Here is a 14,741-nt window from a genome sequence, read left to right on the forward strand (position 1 = left end):
TCTAAAGTTTTTTTCTAACATCCTTCAATTGTGTCCGAACACTTGCATCGATGACCTTGTGGTTAACACTCACAATGAAACCACCAAGTAGACTTTGGTCTAATTCTTCGATGATAGTTCGTACACGCAAGGAGAATCGTTCTTCCACTAACTGACGTAGTCGGTCTTTTTGCACCTCAGTCAAGGGATAAACGGAAACCACATGGGCTTCAAATTCATTTTTAAATTTACTGATTTGTAAACGGACACGCTCTAGTGTTTCCAGTAGCAAGTCTGCATGCCCATCACGAATAATATCCTCAATCAAATCATTGATTTGCCAGAAACTTGATTGGCGAACGGTTCGTACGAATGCAGCTTTTTCCTCTCTTGATACCGTAGCAGACAACAAAAGACGATTGAGTTTGCTATCATGGATAATCGTAATCAATTCAGAAAGCTGGTCATACATTTCCCAAATTTCTGCATGATCACTGACTTTTTCAACAAATGATAGAGCGTATTTTTGCACAAGGGCATTTTCTCTAGCGTTCATCTACTTTTCTCCCAGCTTATCCAAATAACGATCAATCAAATTGCTGTGGGCTGCCTGGTCTAGGTCTTCTAAAATGATTTTACCTGCCAAATCAACTGCCAACTCAGCGACTTGAATACGCAGGTTTTCCTGAGCTTCACGTTTTTCAGCTTCGATTTCCATCTGCGCTTTTTGTTTCAAGCCTTGGATTTCAACTTCTGCCTGTTCAAGAATACGTTTTTTCTCTAGTTTCGCTCGCTCAATAGCGTCTTGAATGATTTTTTGTCCTTCAACACGACCTTGAACCAATTCCTGTTCCCGTTGTTGAACCAGGTTTGAAGCAGCTCTTAATTTTTCTTCTGCCGCATCAATATCATTGGCAATCTTATTGGCACGTTCTTCAAAAATACCTGTAATACGATCCCAAGCGAATACACGAATAAGGATTATCAATATCGCAAAAGAAGCCGTTACGAGAATAAAGTTTCCAAGAACAGTGCTAGATTGCATTGCTAAAATTGTTGCCATATTTTTCTTTCCCTTTCTTACTCACCATGACCGTGGATTTTTTTGTTCAAGTACATGGATACCAGCATGACAAATACGTAGCCTTGCAAACATGAAATGAAGACAGAGAAGCCTGTCCAGACAATGTTTAGTGCAAATGCAACTGGATAAGCTACTGCACTTTGTTGTGATAGCTGTAAAAGAAGTGAAACCAAAACCTCACCTGCGTAAATATTACCGTACAAACGTAAAGCAAGTGATGCAAGGTTGGTAATTTCTTCTAAAATGTTCATCGGAGTCATTGCCAAAGGGGTCACAAAATCTTTCAGATATTGCTTAACCCCTCTACGGCGCATACCTTCGACATGACAAAAAACAGTTGCAATGGCTGCTAGTCCAAAATCGTAGGCCATGTTGGCTGTCGGAGATGTCCACAAATTATGACCTTCTGCTGTTTCCAACTTAGTCATCAAACCCAAGTTATTTGCTACCAAAAGAAAGGTGAAGACTGTGAAGAAGAACAAGGCGTACCTTTTAGCATCTTCATCTCCAAGATTTCCCTTAGTGAAATTGATGGTCAATTCGTACACATACTCCAAAACATTCTGTTTACCTTTTGGCTTCAGTTCCATTCGGCGACTAGCCCAAAAAACAAGTAAGAAAATAACGGAAATGGTTATAATAGAAACCAATACCATGGTCAGATCAAAGGTTACGGGACCAAGGGTAAGGGTTGGACTTAAATGTTCTTCCAATGGAGGTTCCCCCCTTTTCTATTTCTCTATTTTCTACTATTTCAAGACAAACATCATAGCCAAGGTTACGAAGAACGTTCCCTCGATAAAGGCAACACCCAAGAATACACCAGCCATCAACTTGCTTTGCATTTCTGGTTGACGTGCAGTCGAACTAAGGTAAGAAGCTACCAACAGTCCTTCACCAATACTTACACCAAGACAGGCCAAACCTAAAGCCAATGCGCCTAAATTCATAACGAATTCTCCTTTTAAAATTTAATACCATGTAAGGATACTCCTAAAACATCTATTTGTCAAGAAAATACCGCCTTTGGAAGCGTTTAATTCGCTATTGAAATAGAAAAAGAAAAGACCTGCTGTCTTTTCTTCCTATTTATATAGCAGAATGTATATGACTACTTTCTTCAATGAAACGTTTGGCCATATTTTCTCGATCGACCTGCTCCGTATCTAAGGTAATAGCCTCATCTGAAACCAGATCCGTATCCGCAAAAAATTCAATATGATTTTGGAGATTGTGCAATTCAACTGGCGCATCTCCACCAAACTCTCCATCAAGATTGAGAAGAAGGCGGCTGTCGGAACTAAGGTTTTCGATAGATAAAGACCTTGTCTTGATATACTCAATTAAATCACTCTCAATATGCTTCCCACCATCTAAGACCTGCCCAATCAACTGAAGAATTTCAAACAAGTTTCCAGTCTTGACCATTATCAGGGTAAAATTCCCATCATCCAATTTGGCATCTGGAACAATTTGCTCAAAACCACCAATAGAATTAGTTAAGGCGACAAATATCATGGAAATGGACCCTTCAAATCTTCCTCCATCGTGCGTCACTCGTACAGGTGTAAATTGGACTTGTGGCAAAAGCTCCGCCCCCTTGACCACATAAGCCAAATAGCCAAACATGGTTTTGAGCTGACTTGGCACACTATAAGTCAATTCTGTCAGAGTTCCTGCGGCAGCGATGTTAATGAAATAATGTTCTTGATAAAGTCCATTTTTTTCATTCTTTGCCAAGCCAATATCCATCAAAATCGTCTGGTTTTTCCCAATCAGCTTGGCTGCTTCAATCGGGTTGCCACGAGGGACCTTGAGAGCACGCGCATAGTCATTGGTCGTTCCTGTTGGAATAATAGCCATCTTTGGTCTATTTTCAAGTGGAGCAATTCCGTTGACCACCTCATTGATGGTGCCATCTCCTCCTGCTGCTATGATTAGATCAAAACCCGCTTCTGTTGCTCTTTTTGCCTCATTTTTTGCTGAATCTTTTGCGGCCGTTGTCTGGAAAGCAGATGTTTCATAGCCGAAACCTTCTAAAATTTCTAGTACGTCTGCAACATTTTTCTTCATGATTTCCTGACCAGAGGTCGGATTGTAAATCAATCGTGCTCGTTTGCGTTCTTCCATATCCTATTCCCTAAAGGCTTTCTAACCAAGCCTCGTCTTTTATTTCAATACCTAATTCCTGTGCCTTAGCTAACTTGCTTCCCGCGTCAGCCCCTGCGATGACTAAGTTAGTCTTTTTGGAAACCGATCCTGCTACGTTGGCACCTAAGGCTTCTAGCTTGGCTTTGGCTTCGCTCCGCTTCATCCGTTCCAACTTACCAGTCAAGACAACTGTCAGTCCAGACAGGGCAGCATTTTCATCGGCCACCTGTCCTAGATAGGTCAAGTTTACGGTACTTTCCTTAAGTTCCGCTAAAAGTTGCTGGGCACCTGAGCTGGCAAAGAAACTGGTCAGGGACTTGGCAATAACCTGGCCCAATCCTTCTAGAGAGGCAATCTCGTCTTGGTTGGCTTGAGCTAGGGCTTCCAAGTCTCCAAAGTTTTCTAGCAAAATCTTGCTGGCCTTGCTGCCGACATGGCGAATGCCCAGACCGAACAAGAGCCGTTCTGCTGAATTTCCTTTTGATGTCTGAATAGCTTGGTAGAGCTTGTCTGCGGACTTTTCCTTAAAACCGTCCAGGGTCAAGAGGTCGTCCACCGTCAGTTTGTAAATGTCCGCCACATCCTTGACCAGACCTGCTAGAAAGAGTTTTTCAACGATTGAAGAACCTAGCCCTGCGATGTTCATGGCATCACGGCTGGCAAAGTGTTCTAGTTTGCTCATCAACTGACTAGGGCAGATAGGATTGATGCAACGGAGGGCAACTTCGTCTTCGTAATGCTGCAAGTCGCTCTGACAAGACGGACACTGGCTTGGAACAGGCATGACTTCTTGATCTTTTCGGTACTTGTCCACCACTTTCAGAACTGCCGGGATAATGTCCCCAGCCTTGTAAACAATGACCGTGTCGCCAATACGGATGTCTTTTTCTGCGATGTAATCAACATTGTGCAAAGTAGCACGGCTAACGGTTGTTCCTGCTAGCTGAACAGGGCTGAGATTGGCTGTGGGAGTGACGACACCTGTTCTTCCGATCGTCCAATCAACTGACAGGATTTGGGCTTCTTTTTCCTCAGCAGGAAACTTGTAGGCCACTGCCCAACGAGGTGCCTTAACGGTAAAACCGAGTTCCTCTTGAATAGCAAGGTCATTGACCTTAATCACGATACCGTCGATTTCATAGGGCAAATCTTCTCGTCGCTCTGCCATTTTTTCAATAAAAGCCCAAACATCATCCATGCTGTCGGCCAACTGGTAGTCGTGGTTGGTCACAAAGCCCAGAGCATCCAGTTTTTCCAGTACTTGTGACTGGCTGGTCGCCTCAGATGGACTGGCCTCTTGATAGAGGAATGTTGCAAGACCACGCTGAGCCACCACTCCCGTATCCAGCTGGCGAAGGGTTCCTGCCGCTGCATTTCGCGGATTGGCAAACTCAGCCTCTCCCGCTTCCTGTCGCTGCTGATTAACGCGGTCAAAAGACGCTTTGGGCATATAGCACTCGCCGCGGACTGTGATGTCCACCGCTTGAGGTAGGGTCAGGGGAATATCCGCTACACGTTTGAGGTTTTCCGTGATATTCTCACCGACACTACCGTCACCACGTGTCGCACCTACTACTAGATTGCCTGCTTCATAGGTCAGGGAGATGGACAGGCCGTCAATCTTGAGTTCGCAGATATAGGTCGCCTGTGGAAATTCCTTGCGAACACGCTGATCAAAGGCATCCAATTCCTCACGGGAAAAGGCATCCTGCAAGCTAAAAAGAGGATAGACATGGCTATATTTTTCAAAGCCGTCTAAAATTTTGCCACCAACGCGATGGGTAGGACTATTTGGCAAAACCAATTCTGGATGGGCTGTTTCCAGTTCCACCAATTCTCGATAGAGTTTGTCGTATTCTGCATCAGACACGCTTGGTTTGTCTGTGCGATAGTATTCGTCGGCATATTTGTTAAGTAAGTCTACTAATTCTGATATTCTTTTTTCCATAAGACAATTATACCACGACTTAAGATGGCAACTGAAGATTTTAGTTTTGAATTAGGTTAGGAAATTTTAGATACATTTGAGCAAAAAAGGGTATAATAGATATATAAAATTTTGGGAGGTGCCTCATGGCTATCACATATAAACGACAAGACGATTTGGAAAAAATGCTGGAAGAATTTGCATCCTTTGACAAACTCGAGGAAGTTGAATTTCCAGACCCAACAAGCACTGAAAAAAATAAGCAGAAAGTTGACGATAAGTAAGGATGTTTGGATTTGAGCAACTGCCCTCTTCTGTTTTACAGGCGGGGGCTATTTTCCTATCAATTATCATTGAAGCTCTGCCCTTTGTTCTGATAGGTGCGGTTATTTCTGGTTTCATTGAGGTCTTTATCACACCTGAAAAGGTGGTCAGATTTCTACCTAAAAATACCTTTTTAGCCATCCTCTTCGGGACCTTTCTGGGCTTTGTGTTTCCTTCCTGCGAATGTGGGATAGTCCCTATTGTGAATAGGCTCTTAGAAAAAAGGGTACCTAGCTATACTGCTATTCCATTTCTAGTGACTGCTCCCCTTATCAATCCCATTGTCCTTTATGCAACCTATACTGCTTTTGGAAATTCTTGGCTTCTGGCCACCTATCGTGTTCTAGGATCAATCTTGGTCGCACTCGTCCTTGGGCTGGTCCTTGGATTTTTGGTCAAAGAACCGATTAAAAACCAACAGACTGCCTGCCAACCGACCCATGATTTTTCAGATAAAACCAACTGGCAAAAAGTCGGACTAGCTTTTATTCATGCCATTGATGAATTTTTCGATACAGGTCGATACTTGGTCTTTGGTTGCCTCTTTGCTAGTTTAGTACAGGTCTATGTTCCAACAGCTATCTTGACTTCGATTGCTCACAGCCCTCTATCAGCTATCTTGCTCATGATGGGACTTGCCTTTCTGCTCTCCCTTTGTTCTGAAGCAGATGCCTTTATCGGTGCATCTTTTCTATCCAGCTTTGGTCTAGCTCCCATCATGGCCTTCCTTGTCATTGGACCAATGGTAGATGTCAAAAATCTGCTCATGATGAAGCGTTACTTCACAGCTAAATTTATTCTGAGCTTCGTTACTATTACTTTCCTGGTTATCCTTGGCTACTGCATCATGCTAGGAGGGCTTGTATGATTCGATTTTTAATTCTCGCAGCTTATTTTGAAATGACCATGTACCTATATGTATCAGGCAAACTAGACCAGTATATCAATCTGCACTACACCTATCTAGCCTATCTGTCTATGATACTTTCCTTTATCCTAGCCATGGTTCAACTCTATGTCTGGGTAAAAAACATTGAAACACATAGTCATTTGACAAAAAAATCAGCCAAATTTGCTAGTATATTTCTCCTAATCCTCCCGCTTACAGTTGCCTGGCTCTTTCCAACAGTTAGTTTAGATGCTACTTCTGTGGCGGCTAAAGGCTATCATTTCCCCCTAGCTGCTGAAAATGACACAGCTACTCAGGCTCAGGAGGGGACCAGCGTCCAATACCTCAAGCCTGATACATCCATCTATTTTACAAAGTCAATTTACCAATCTGAGATGCGCGCAATAGCAGACCACTATTTAGCTCAAGATGAAATAGAGGTGACAAGTGATAATTACATGGAGGTCATGGAGGCAATCTATGACTATCCCAATGAATTTGTCGGTAAAACAATTGAAATGGTCGGTTTCGTTTATAATGACCCCGATAAGACTGGCCAACAATTTCTCTTCCGTTTTGGTATTATTCATTGTATCGCCGATTCTGGTGTCTACGGTCTACTCTCTACAGGAGCTTCTCAGACTTTTCCTGACAACAGCTGGGTCAAGGCCAGCGGAAAAATTAAGATTGCTTACCATCATTCCTTAAAACAAAGCCTGCCGACACTGGAACTGGAGCAAATAGAAGAAATCCAGCAACCTGAAAATCCCTACGTTTATAGAGTATTTTAGAAAAATGAAGTCATAAAGTGAATTTTCTGACAATTTATGCTATAATGAGATTTATACTCAATAGAATAGGAAAGAATTTATGTCATCACATGTATTGTTTACCATTTTTGGTGCTAGTGGCGACTTAGCCAAACGCAAGCTATATCCATCACTTTTCCGTCTGTACAAGGCGGGACATATCAAAGAAAACTTTGCTGTTATTGGAACAGCTCGCAGACCCTGGACCAAGGAATTTTTTGAGCAAACCGTCATTGAATCACTAGGAGATTTGCCCGACACACCACGTCAGGCTCATGAATTTGCAAGTCATTTCTACTACCAAAGCCATGATGTCAACGATACGGAGCATTATGTAGCTCTTCGAAAATTACAAGATGACTTGTGTGAAAAGTACGATACTCAACACAACAAGGTCTTCTTCTTATCCATGGCACCTGAATTCTTCGGAACCATTGCCAAACACCTCAAGTCTGAGAAGATCGTTGACGGACAAGGTTTTGAGCGTTTGATTATCGAAAAACCTTTCGGAACAAGCCTTGCAACTGCAAGTAAACTCAATGATGAATTGGCCGCTGCCTTCAATGAAGACCAAATATACCGTATCGACCATTACCTAGGCAAGGAAATGGTGCAAAATATCTTTGCGGTTCGCTTTGCCAATATCATTTTTGAGCATATTTGGAACCGCGATTACATCGATAACGTCCAAATTACATTTGCTGAAGCGATTGGTGTTGAGGATCGTGGGGGCTACTACGATCATTCTGGCGCCTTAAAAGACATGGTGCAAAACCATGCCCTTCAAGTTCTTTCCCTTCTAGCAATGGATAAGCCAGCCAGCTTCAAGGAGGAAGATGTCCGCGCTGAGAAAATCAAGGTCTTCCAACACTTACGTCAGCCTTCTGACGAAGACCTCAAGCGCAACTTCATCCGTGGTCAATATGCAGCAGGTTCCATCGACGGAAAAGACTACGTCAGCTACTTGGATGAACCAAATATTGCCGAAGGTTCTCAGACGGAAACCTTTGCAGGAGGTGTCTTTTTCGTTGATACTGACCGTTTCCGTGATGTACCTTTCTTCTTCCGTACAGGTAAACGTCTGACAGAAAAAGGTACGCGCGTGACCATCACTTTCAAACACGCGGAAGATATTTTTGGACAACCTTCTGAAGCCAATGTCTTGACCATCTTCATCCAACCAACTGAAGGCTTTATGCTTTCTATCAACGGTAAGGAAGTTGGTTCCCACTTTTCTCTTACTCCTGCCAAACTCAACTTCCGCCACAATGCAACTGCTCTTGGTAATTCACCTGAAGCCTACGAAAAACTATTTTTCGATGTCCTAAATGGTGATTCTACTAACTTTAGCCATTGGGAAGAAGTGAAAGCAAGCTGGAGCTTGATTGACCGCATTGTTGATTTATGGGCAAGTAACCAAGTCCCACTCCACACCTATCCAGCTGGAACTATGGGACCTGAGGCAGCCTTTGATTTGCTAGAAAGCTACGGTTGCAAGTGGGTTTGGACACCTGATGTATGGTATCGTGAACGTGGCTTATTGAAATAGTCATTTAGTTTAGCTTTGATTACTTCGTTAACTCGCTTTGCCGTACTCCACGAAAGTGACTTGCTTCGCATGTCTTATTTCCAACCTAGAACAGCCTCTAGGCTGTTCTAGCAACCTGCACCTCGTTGCCTTGTACTAAAAGCAAACTAAACGACTACATATAAAAACTGGAGCAATCCAGTTTTTTTCGGAGATAATTATGACTGAATTTAACATCATTCTCGACCAACTTGAAGCAGCCAGCCATGCTGGCACCCTCAAGCGTTATGAAAAAATTGGCGAAACTAAGCCCTACTACGGCGTTCCAATGGGAGCTATTTCTGGTATCGCCAAGGCCTATAAAAATCGCCTGGACTTGTTTGCTCCACTCTGGCAAACAGGTGTCCTAGAAGCACAATATTTAGCTATTCAAATTGCCAAAACAAAACCTGACCAGCTGGCTTCTGCTGTTTTAGAAGCTTGCCTCAATGAACAAATTTCGGTCAGTGTGCTCGATAAGTTGGCTTCCATTATCCTCAGCAAACGAAAAGACTGTAGAGATTGGGAAGAAGACTTGCTTGCCAAAGACCAAGCTATTTTGCAACGCCTAGGTTGGTTCCTCCGTGCAAAATATTTTGCTGGAAGAACTGCTTCAAATCAAGAAATTGAAGAAACTCTAGAACATATTCACCTGCATTTACAAACCGTAGACCCACAGGTTCAATGGACCATGAACCAATGCTTGGTGGAGATTGCGGTTGCCTATCCTGACTATCTGAAACAAGGTCTTGCAATCGGTCAGGAATTGGCAGTCTATGCCGATATGAAGGTTCCAAAAGGCTGTACTTCTGCCTACGCACCCGAATGGATTGAGGCATTGTTAAGGAGGAAATAAGGTGCAACATAAAGGAAGTCAGATTTTAGAAACAGAACGTCAATTTTTACGCCCTTTTCAAGCAAGCGATGTTGAATCAATTTTCCAAAACTGGACTTCAGACGAAAAGGTGACTACTTATCTGACCTGGCCAACTCATCAATCCCTTAAAGATACAGAAGACTATGTCCAGTTCTGTCTTCAATCCTATTCACAGTAAAAAACATACAGGTGGGTAATTGAGCTCAAAGAAAATCAGCAACCTATTGGAGATATTTCCGTCGTCAGTCTAGATGAACGAGTACAGGCTGCTGAATTGGGCTGGGTCTTAGGCAGTAAATGGTGGGGACAAAATTTTATTCCAGAAGCTCTTGAAGCTGTTAATCACTATTTATTGGAGGAAGTGGGTTGTTTACGGATTACAGCTGTTCACGATAGTGAAAATCGTCCTTCTGGTCGTGTCATGGAAAAAGTCGGCATGACCTACGAAGGAACTCTCCGACAAGCCGCTAGAAACAATCGTGGTATTGTGGATATTGCCATTTATTCCCTACTGCATACAGTATTGCCATTTATTCCCTACTGCATACAGATAGAAAAAGTCGCTAGTTTTTCAACTAACGACTTTTTTCAATATTACACCAATCCCTCTAAAAGTCCACGCATGAACTCTTCGGATTTAAATTCTCCGATATCATCAATTTTCTCACCAAAACCAATCAATTTCACTGGAATATCTAGTTCCTGACGAATAGCAAGAACGACACCACCTTTTGCAGTACCGTCTAACTTTGTCAAGACTAGACCTGTCAATGGAGTAATTTTTGCAAATTCCTTGGCTTGACTAAGGGCGTTTTGACCTGTGGAGGCATCTAGTGCTAAGAGGGTTTCATGCGGTGCATCAGGTAGAGTCCGTTTGATGATGCGACCGATTTTTTCCAGCTCTGCCATAAGGTTTTCTTTATTTTGCAAGCGACCTGCTGTGTCAATCATGAGAATATCCACGCCTTCTGCCACGGCACGTTTTACCCCATCAAAAACCACGCTAGCTGGGTCTGACTTTTCAGGACCAGTCACTACTGGCACATCAACACGGCGACCCCACTCGACCAGCTGGGCTACCGCACCCGCACGGAAGGTGTCCGCTGCGACCAACATGACCTTCTTGCCAGCCTGCTTGTACTTGTAGGCTAACTTACCGATAGACGTCGTCTTCCCAACCCCGTTGACACCGACAAAGAGCATGACAGTCAAATCATCTTGGAAATTGATCTGCTCGCTGAACTGACCATCTTTTTCGTAAATATCCACCAATTTTTCGATAATCACACGACGGAGTTCATCTGTCTTTTTAGCCTTCTGTAGTTTGGCTTCATAGCGGAGCTCCTCTGTCAGCGTAGAGGCAACCTGCACTCCCACGTCTGACAAAATCAGCATTTCTTCCAGTTCCTCGAAAAAGTCCTCATCAACCGAACGGAAGTTTGCAAAGAACTCATTGAGCCTTGCCCCAAATCCTGTACGCGTCTTGTTCAAGGTACGCTGGTACTTGTCCTGCTCACTTTCTTGCTCTACTGGAGCAACTTCCTCAACACGCTCTTCCTTGACCTTGGTTTGAATAGCAGGGTCAAATCCTTTTTCCTGAGCTTCTTTGACACGGGCCGCAGCGGCTTCTTTGGCTGCATAATACTGGGCCATCATGTCTAAGGTCCGTTGTTTCTGAGCTTCTTGCTCGGCATTCAAGTCAGTTGGTCCTGAACTGTCCTGTTCAGGAATAGTTGACTCCGTTTCAGATACTTTAGTGTCCTTTTCAGAAACCAACTGCTCTACTTCAAGTTCTTCAACAACTTCTTCTCTAGGCTCTTCTTGAGCCTTTTGTCCAAATAATCGATCGAATAATCCCATACTAGTCCTCGTTCAATACATAGCGTTCAACAGCCCAGGCAATGCCGTCTTCATCATTGGTCTTAGGCAAGACTACCTTGGCGGCAGCTTTTATCTCATCTGTGGCATTAGCCATAGCAACACCCATACCAGCCCATTCAATCATAGAAAGGTCATTGCCTTCATCGCCACAAGCCATGACTTCTGACTGGTCAATTCCAAGATGACCAATCAACTTAGCCAAACCATTTGCCTTGTGGACACCTTTGGGGCTCCACTCAAGCAAAATATCACGCGATTTAAAAATCTCAAAACGTTCGTGCAATTCCGCAGGAATTTTCGGAATTTGTGCATCCAAGAAATCTGCATCTACTGACGACACAGCCTTATTGTAAACGAAGTCCTCTGGCAATTCGTCATCAGTCACCTTGATTTTATTCAAAAGGGGGTTAGCAGTTAAATAGAGAGATTCGTGGGCAGCTGGTAGAGAGTATACATCACCCCCATAGACTGCATCAAGGGGTAAATCAAGTTCATTCGTCACCTGACGAATGGCACGGACTTCCTCAATGGTAAAGCCTACCTTATCCAAAACCCGACCTGTATTTTCTTGAACTAGACCACCATTAAAGGTAATGGAGTACTGTTTTTCACCCAGCAAATTCAATTCTTCCAGAAATGATCCAATGGCTTGTAAGGGACGACCAGTTGTCAAAACCACATAGACACCTCGATCACGAGCAGCCTTTAAAGCTTTTTTATTGGCCTTTGAAATCCGTTTATCAGATGTCAGAAGCGTTCCATCTAAATCTAATGCAATCAACTTAATTGCCATTTACTAATTCCTCCATGTAGGCCATCACGGCTTCTTCATTACAATGCCCAATAACCAAGTCTGCTTGTGTCTTGACTTCATCAACTGCATTTGCGGTCGCAACAGAAAAGGCTGCCAGCTTCATCATTTCTAGGTCATTTTGGTTATCTCCGAAGGCAATCAAATCCTTTCCAGACAAGCCAAAGTACTTGCATAAATGCGATAAACCAATTCCCTTATGAACACCTGACAAGATAATGTCGATTGAGGTAAAGCCCGTCGTGACAGCAGTCAATTGTTGAAAATGATGATTGATCCAGTCTTGCGCTTCTGTACGTATATCCTCATCAATATAGAGATTTAATTTAATAATATCCTCAGAGACATCCTCAAAACGCGGAAGCAAAACAATATCTTGGTAATAGTCTGATAGGACCTGATATAGATCATCTTCAACCGTATCCAACATGTACGAAGCCTTCAGACCAGATAGGGTGATATGCTGAGGTTTAACATATCCGCTCTTAATCAGTTCATCCACCAAGAATAGATAGGTTGCTGGTTTAATGGGCTCATCCATGTAAATCGTCTGATTACCATACAGAACTACTGCTCCATTTTCTGCAACCAGGGCAATATCTTCTAAGAAATCCTCAAACAAGAGTTTCAAACCTGGTAGAGAACGGCCACTTGCCGCTACAAACAGATAGCCCTCCGTTTTAAATTGAGCAAGTAAGCGGCGAAAACGCTCCTTGTCAAAATGATGATCCTCTCGTAGAAAGGTCCCATCCATATCGCTTGCAATTATTTTTTTATACAACATACAGTTCCCCTTATTTCTTCTATTATACCATAGTTCCTTTCAAATTCGAAGACTTGCTTCTCTCTTCCCACGCCGCAGGTATAAAAAAATGCATGTAACTATTTGCTAGAGTTACATGCATTTTTCAAGATATTTTCATAAAACTTACACTTTAGAAGGGTAATCCCTCATTTTTCAAGGCCATTATATCACTTTTTTCTATCAAGAATTGATGCTGACTTTGAAAAATGATTTCTGAAAACGAAATTTTCTTCATACATTTGGCCTACTCTCTTCCTTTGGTCCAGTAAAAGTAAAACCAGCGGTTCCCCACTGGTTTTTCTTATTCATTATCCCTTCACCGCAAAGTAATGACCACTTGGGCTAGCAAAGTTAAAGTTAGGGAAAGGTTCCGCATTGACTGGACTGCAAGTATCCGTCAAACCAGCGATGCGTTCTTGAAGACCTTCGATATCGTCTGTTTCAAACAAGATACTTGGCTTCATATCGATCACTTCTGGTGATACTTGGCGAATAAACTCATTTGCATAAACTGTGATAGTCGTTGTAGCTTCAGGATGTGGCTTCATATCAAAAGTTTCATAGCCCATCATCTCAGCTTCATTTAGAATCGTAAAACCAGCTGCAGACCAAAAATCCTTTTCAGCAGCAACATCATCCACATAAAACATCAATCCAAATTCTTTGGTAAACATGATTTCTCCTTTTCATTTCAATGTGGTCTATCAATAATTCCACATATTTAACTCAATCTATTTTATCTTATCAGAATGTTCTTCCTTTTGCAAAACTGGGAGCTCTGACAATTCTCTTTTCAAATTCTTAATCTCACTTTTCAATGACAAATTCTTAGTCAATCCAAGTAAGTATTGAATGAACATACCAATCAAGAGCGAGCCAATTATCACCAAAATCAAGGGCATTCTAAATTGGCCGAACAAGTAATTAACAACAACTTCCTGACGATTAGCCAAAGAAAGAACGACTGTCAAAATAATGACAAGTAGTAATCCAATAAGCGATAATTTCTGTTTCATCCTAACTCCTTTTCTACTATGATAGTCTAGCATATGTAGGTAGGAATGGCAAGGAAGTCAACTCACCACGATGGAGAATAGAAGTATAAAACCAAGCAAATTGTCTACCGCAACATCCAATTTCCCTACTATAAAGCCTAATAGCGAAAAGTTGCTACCGAAACTTCTCATTTCCAACCTAAAATGAGGCGTCAGGGTGGGGACAAACCAGCAACATGGGTTACTGGTTTTCCTATCTCCAACTTAAAACGTGGGGTAACCCACTTACAAAGAAAACCGCTTACCAGCGGTTCTCATTTCCAACCTAAAATGGTCACAAATCAGATTAAAGTGAAAAGTTGCTACCGCAACTTCTCATTTCCTACCTAAAAAGGTCCAAAAAATGAATAAAAGGAAAGACCGTCTGCCGACGGTCCCTATTTCCGACCTAAAACAACCCGTCAGGGTGGGGACTAACCAGCTACATGCGGTACTGGTTTTCCTATTTCCAACCTAACCCTTCGCTATTTCATTTCTAGACTCAGGCTGAAATAGTTCGCCGAACTATAGTTAATTGAAACAAGAACAGGACAAAAGTGCCTCAAGGAAAGTATCGCAATTTGGCAATACTTTTCTGAGGTG

The 14,741-nt window shown here is 42.5% G+C and carries 16 protein-coding genes and 1 pseudogene; 6 read left to right on the forward strand and 11 right to left on the reverse strand.

Features of this window, described 5'->3' with window-relative positions:
- Position 1: 1 nt before the first annotated feature.
- From ACEE44_RS05535 to ligA, 6 genes are all read right to left on the reverse strand, one after another.
- A complete protein-coding gene (locus ACEE44_RS05535) occupies positions 2-535 on the reverse strand; it encodes a F0F1 ATP synthase subunit delta (RefSeq protein WP_105113939.1) in 534 nt (177 codons plus the stop codon).
- On the reverse strand, positions 536-1,042 hold the full coding sequence (gene atpF, locus ACEE44_RS05540) for a F0F1 ATP synthase subunit B (protein ID WP_449171543.1): 507 nt from the start codon (positions 1,040-1,042) through the stop codon (positions 536-538). It lies immediately after the preceding gene.
- A 17-nt stretch (positions 1,043-1,059) separates the two neighbouring features.
- Complete coding sequence (atpB, locus tag ACEE44_RS05545; RefSeq protein WP_105118077.1) at positions 1,060-1,776, reverse strand: F0F1 ATP synthase subunit A; 717 nt, start codon at positions 1,774-1,776, stop codon at positions 1,060-1,062.
- A 36-nt stretch (positions 1,777-1,812) separates the two neighbouring features.
- Positions 1,813-2,013, reverse strand: a complete 201-nt coding sequence (locus ACEE44_RS05550; RefSeq protein ID WP_105109681.1) for a F0F1 ATP synthase subunit C — start codon at positions 2,011-2,013, stop codon at positions 1,813-1,815.
- Positions 2,014-2,152: 139 nt separating this feature from the next.
- On the reverse strand, positions 2,153-3,193 hold the full coding sequence (locus ACEE44_RS05555) for a diacylglycerol kinase family lipid kinase (RefSeq protein WP_449171544.1): 1,041 nt from the start codon (positions 3,191-3,193) through the stop codon (positions 2,153-2,155).
- Positions 3,194-3,203: 10 nt separating this feature from the next.
- Positions 3,204-5,162 (reverse strand): NAD-dependent DNA ligase LigA, encoded by a 1,959-nt coding sequence (ligA, locus tag ACEE44_RS05560; RefSeq protein ID WP_449171545.1) that lies wholly within the window; start codon positions 5,160-5,162, stop codon positions 3,204-3,206.
- Positions 5,163-5,287: 125 nt separating this feature from the next.
- On the opposite strand from ligA, the gene ACEE44_RS05565 reads away from it, so the two are divergent.
- The 6 genes and pseudogenes from ACEE44_RS05565 to ACEE44_RS05590 all read left to right on the forward strand — a co-directional run bounded on the left by ACEE44_RS05565 (position 5,288) and on the right by ACEE44_RS05590 (position 10,313).
- The gene (locus ACEE44_RS05565; RefSeq protein ID WP_172050468.1) at positions 5,288-5,425 is read left to right on the forward strand and encodes an SPJ_0845 family protein; all 138 of its coding nucleotides are present in this window, start codon (positions 5,288-5,290) and stop codon (positions 5,423-5,425) included.
- Between the two features lie 2 nt (positions 5,426-5,427).
- Complete coding sequence (locus tag ACEE44_RS05570) at positions 5,428-6,333, forward strand: permease (protein WP_449171546.1); 906 nt, start codon at positions 5,428-5,430, stop codon at positions 6,331-6,333.
- Positions 6,330-7,145 carry a TIGR03943 family putative permease subunit gene (locus ACEE44_RS05575; RefSeq protein WP_449171547.1) on the forward strand — a complete coding sequence of 272 codons (816 nt, stop codon included), beginning with the start codon at positions 6,330-6,332 and terminating at the stop codon, positions 7,143-7,145. Before ACEE44_RS05570 ends, ACEE44_RS05575 begins: the two co-directional genes overlap by 4 nt.
- A gap of 79 nt (positions 7,146-7,224) precedes the next feature.
- Entirely contained in the window at positions 7,225-8,712 is a 1,488-nt protein-coding gene (gene zwf, locus ACEE44_RS05580; RefSeq protein ID WP_449171548.1) for a glucose-6-phosphate dehydrogenase, read from the forward strand.
- Positions 8,713-8,911: 199 nt separating this feature from the next.
- Complete coding sequence (locus tag ACEE44_RS05585; RefSeq protein ID WP_449171549.1) at positions 8,912-9,586, forward strand: DNA alkylation repair protein; 675 nt, start codon at positions 8,912-8,914, stop codon at positions 9,584-9,586.
- A 1-nt stretch (position 9,587) separates the two neighbouring features.
- Positions 9,588-10,313 (forward strand): annotated as a pseudogene (locus tag ACEE44_RS05590) (GNAT family N-acetyltransferase).
- Here the strand turns inward: ACEE44_RS05590 and ftsY are convergent.
- From ftsY to ACEE44_RS05615, 5 genes are all read right to left on the reverse strand, one after another.
- Positions 10,202-11,467: a signal recognition particle-docking protein FtsY gene (ftsY, locus tag ACEE44_RS05595; protein WP_332411391.1), complete on the reverse strand. Its 1,266-nt coding sequence runs from the start codon at positions 11,465-11,467 to the stop codon at positions 10,202-10,204. The pseudogene ACEE44_RS05590 and the gene ftsY overlap by 112 nt on opposite strands.
- 1 nt (position 11,468) lies before the next feature.
- Complete coding sequence (locus ACEE44_RS05600) at positions 11,469-12,281, reverse strand: Cof-type HAD-IIB family hydrolase (RefSeq protein WP_449171550.1); 813 nt, start codon at positions 12,279-12,281, stop codon at positions 11,469-11,471.
- Entirely contained in the window at positions 12,271-13,083 is an 813-nt protein-coding gene (locus ACEE44_RS05605) for a Cof-type HAD-IIB family hydrolase (protein WP_449171551.1), read from the reverse strand. Before ACEE44_RS05605 ends, ACEE44_RS05600 begins: the two co-directional genes overlap by 11 nt.
- Positions 13,084-13,412: 329 nt before the next feature.
- A complete protein-coding gene (locus ACEE44_RS05610; protein WP_332411388.1) occupies positions 13,413-13,778 on the reverse strand; it encodes a glyoxalase in 366 nt (121 codons plus the stop codon).
- 57 nt (positions 13,779-13,835) lie between these two features.
- Positions 13,836-14,120 carry a LapA family protein gene (locus ACEE44_RS05615; protein WP_449171552.1) on the reverse strand — a complete coding sequence of 95 codons (285 nt, stop codon included), beginning with the start codon at positions 14,118-14,120 and terminating at the stop codon, positions 13,836-13,838.
- Between the last annotated feature and the right edge of the window lie 621 nt (positions 14,121-14,741).

The sequence above is a fragment of the Streptococcus sp. 32226D021BW genome (genome assembly GCF_053545015.1).

Excerpts from the sequence above, each read along its gene's own strand:
- ACEE44_RS05535 (WP_105113939.1), bottom strand. The coding sequence starts at position 535 with ATGAACGCTAGAGAAAATGCCCTTGTGCAAAAATACGCTCTATCATTT.
- atpF (WP_449171543.1), bottom strand. The coding sequence starts at position 1,042 with ATGGCAACAATTTTAGCAATGCAATCTAGCACTGTTCTTGGAAACTTT.
- ACEE44_RS05550 (WP_105109681.1), bottom strand. The coding sequence starts at position 2,013 with ATGAATTTAGGCGCATTGGCTTTAGGTTTGGCCTGTCTTGGTGTAAGT.
- ACEE44_RS05555 (WP_449171544.1), bottom strand. The coding sequence starts at position 3,193 with ATGGAAGAACGCAAACGAGCACGATTGATTTACAATCCGACCTCTGGT.
- ligA (WP_449171545.1), bottom strand. The coding sequence starts at position 5,162 with ATGGAAAAAAGAATATCAGAATTAGTAGACTTACTTAACAAATATGCC.
- ACEE44_RS05565 (WP_172050468.1), top strand. The coding sequence starts at position 5,288 with ATGGCTATCACATATAAACGACAAGACGATTTGGAAAAAATGCTGGAA.
- ACEE44_RS05570 (WP_449171546.1), top strand. The coding sequence starts at position 5,428 with ATGTTTGGATTTGAGCAACTGCCCTCTTCTGTTTTACAGGCGGGGGCT.
- ACEE44_RS05575 (WP_449171547.1), top strand. The coding sequence starts at position 6,330 with ATGATTCGATTTTTAATTCTCGCAGCTTATTTTGAAATGACCATGTAC.
- zwf (WP_449171548.1), top strand. The coding sequence starts at position 7,225 with ATGTCATCACATGTATTGTTTACCATTTTTGGTGCTAGTGGCGACTTA.
- ACEE44_RS05585 (WP_449171549.1), top strand. The coding sequence starts at position 8,912 with ATGACTGAATTTAACATCATTCTCGACCAACTTGAAGCAGCCAGCCAT.
- ftsY (WP_332411391.1), bottom strand. The coding sequence starts at position 11,467 with ATGGGATTATTCGATCGATTATTTGGACAAAAGGCTCAAGAAGAGCCT.
- ACEE44_RS05600 (WP_449171550.1), bottom strand. The coding sequence starts at position 12,281 with ATGGCAATTAAGTTGATTGCATTAGATTTAGATGGAACGCTTCTGACA.
- ACEE44_RS05605 (WP_449171551.1), bottom strand. The coding sequence starts at position 13,083 with ATGTTGTATAAAAAAATAATTGCAAGCGATATGGATGGGACCTTTCTA.
- ACEE44_RS05610 (WP_332411388.1), bottom strand. The coding sequence starts at position 13,778 with ATGTTTACCAAAGAATTTGGATTGATGTTTTATGTGGATGATGTTGCT.
- ACEE44_RS05615 (WP_449171552.1), bottom strand. The coding sequence starts at position 14,120 with ATGAAACAGAAATTATCGCTTATTGGATTACTACTTGTCATTATTTTG.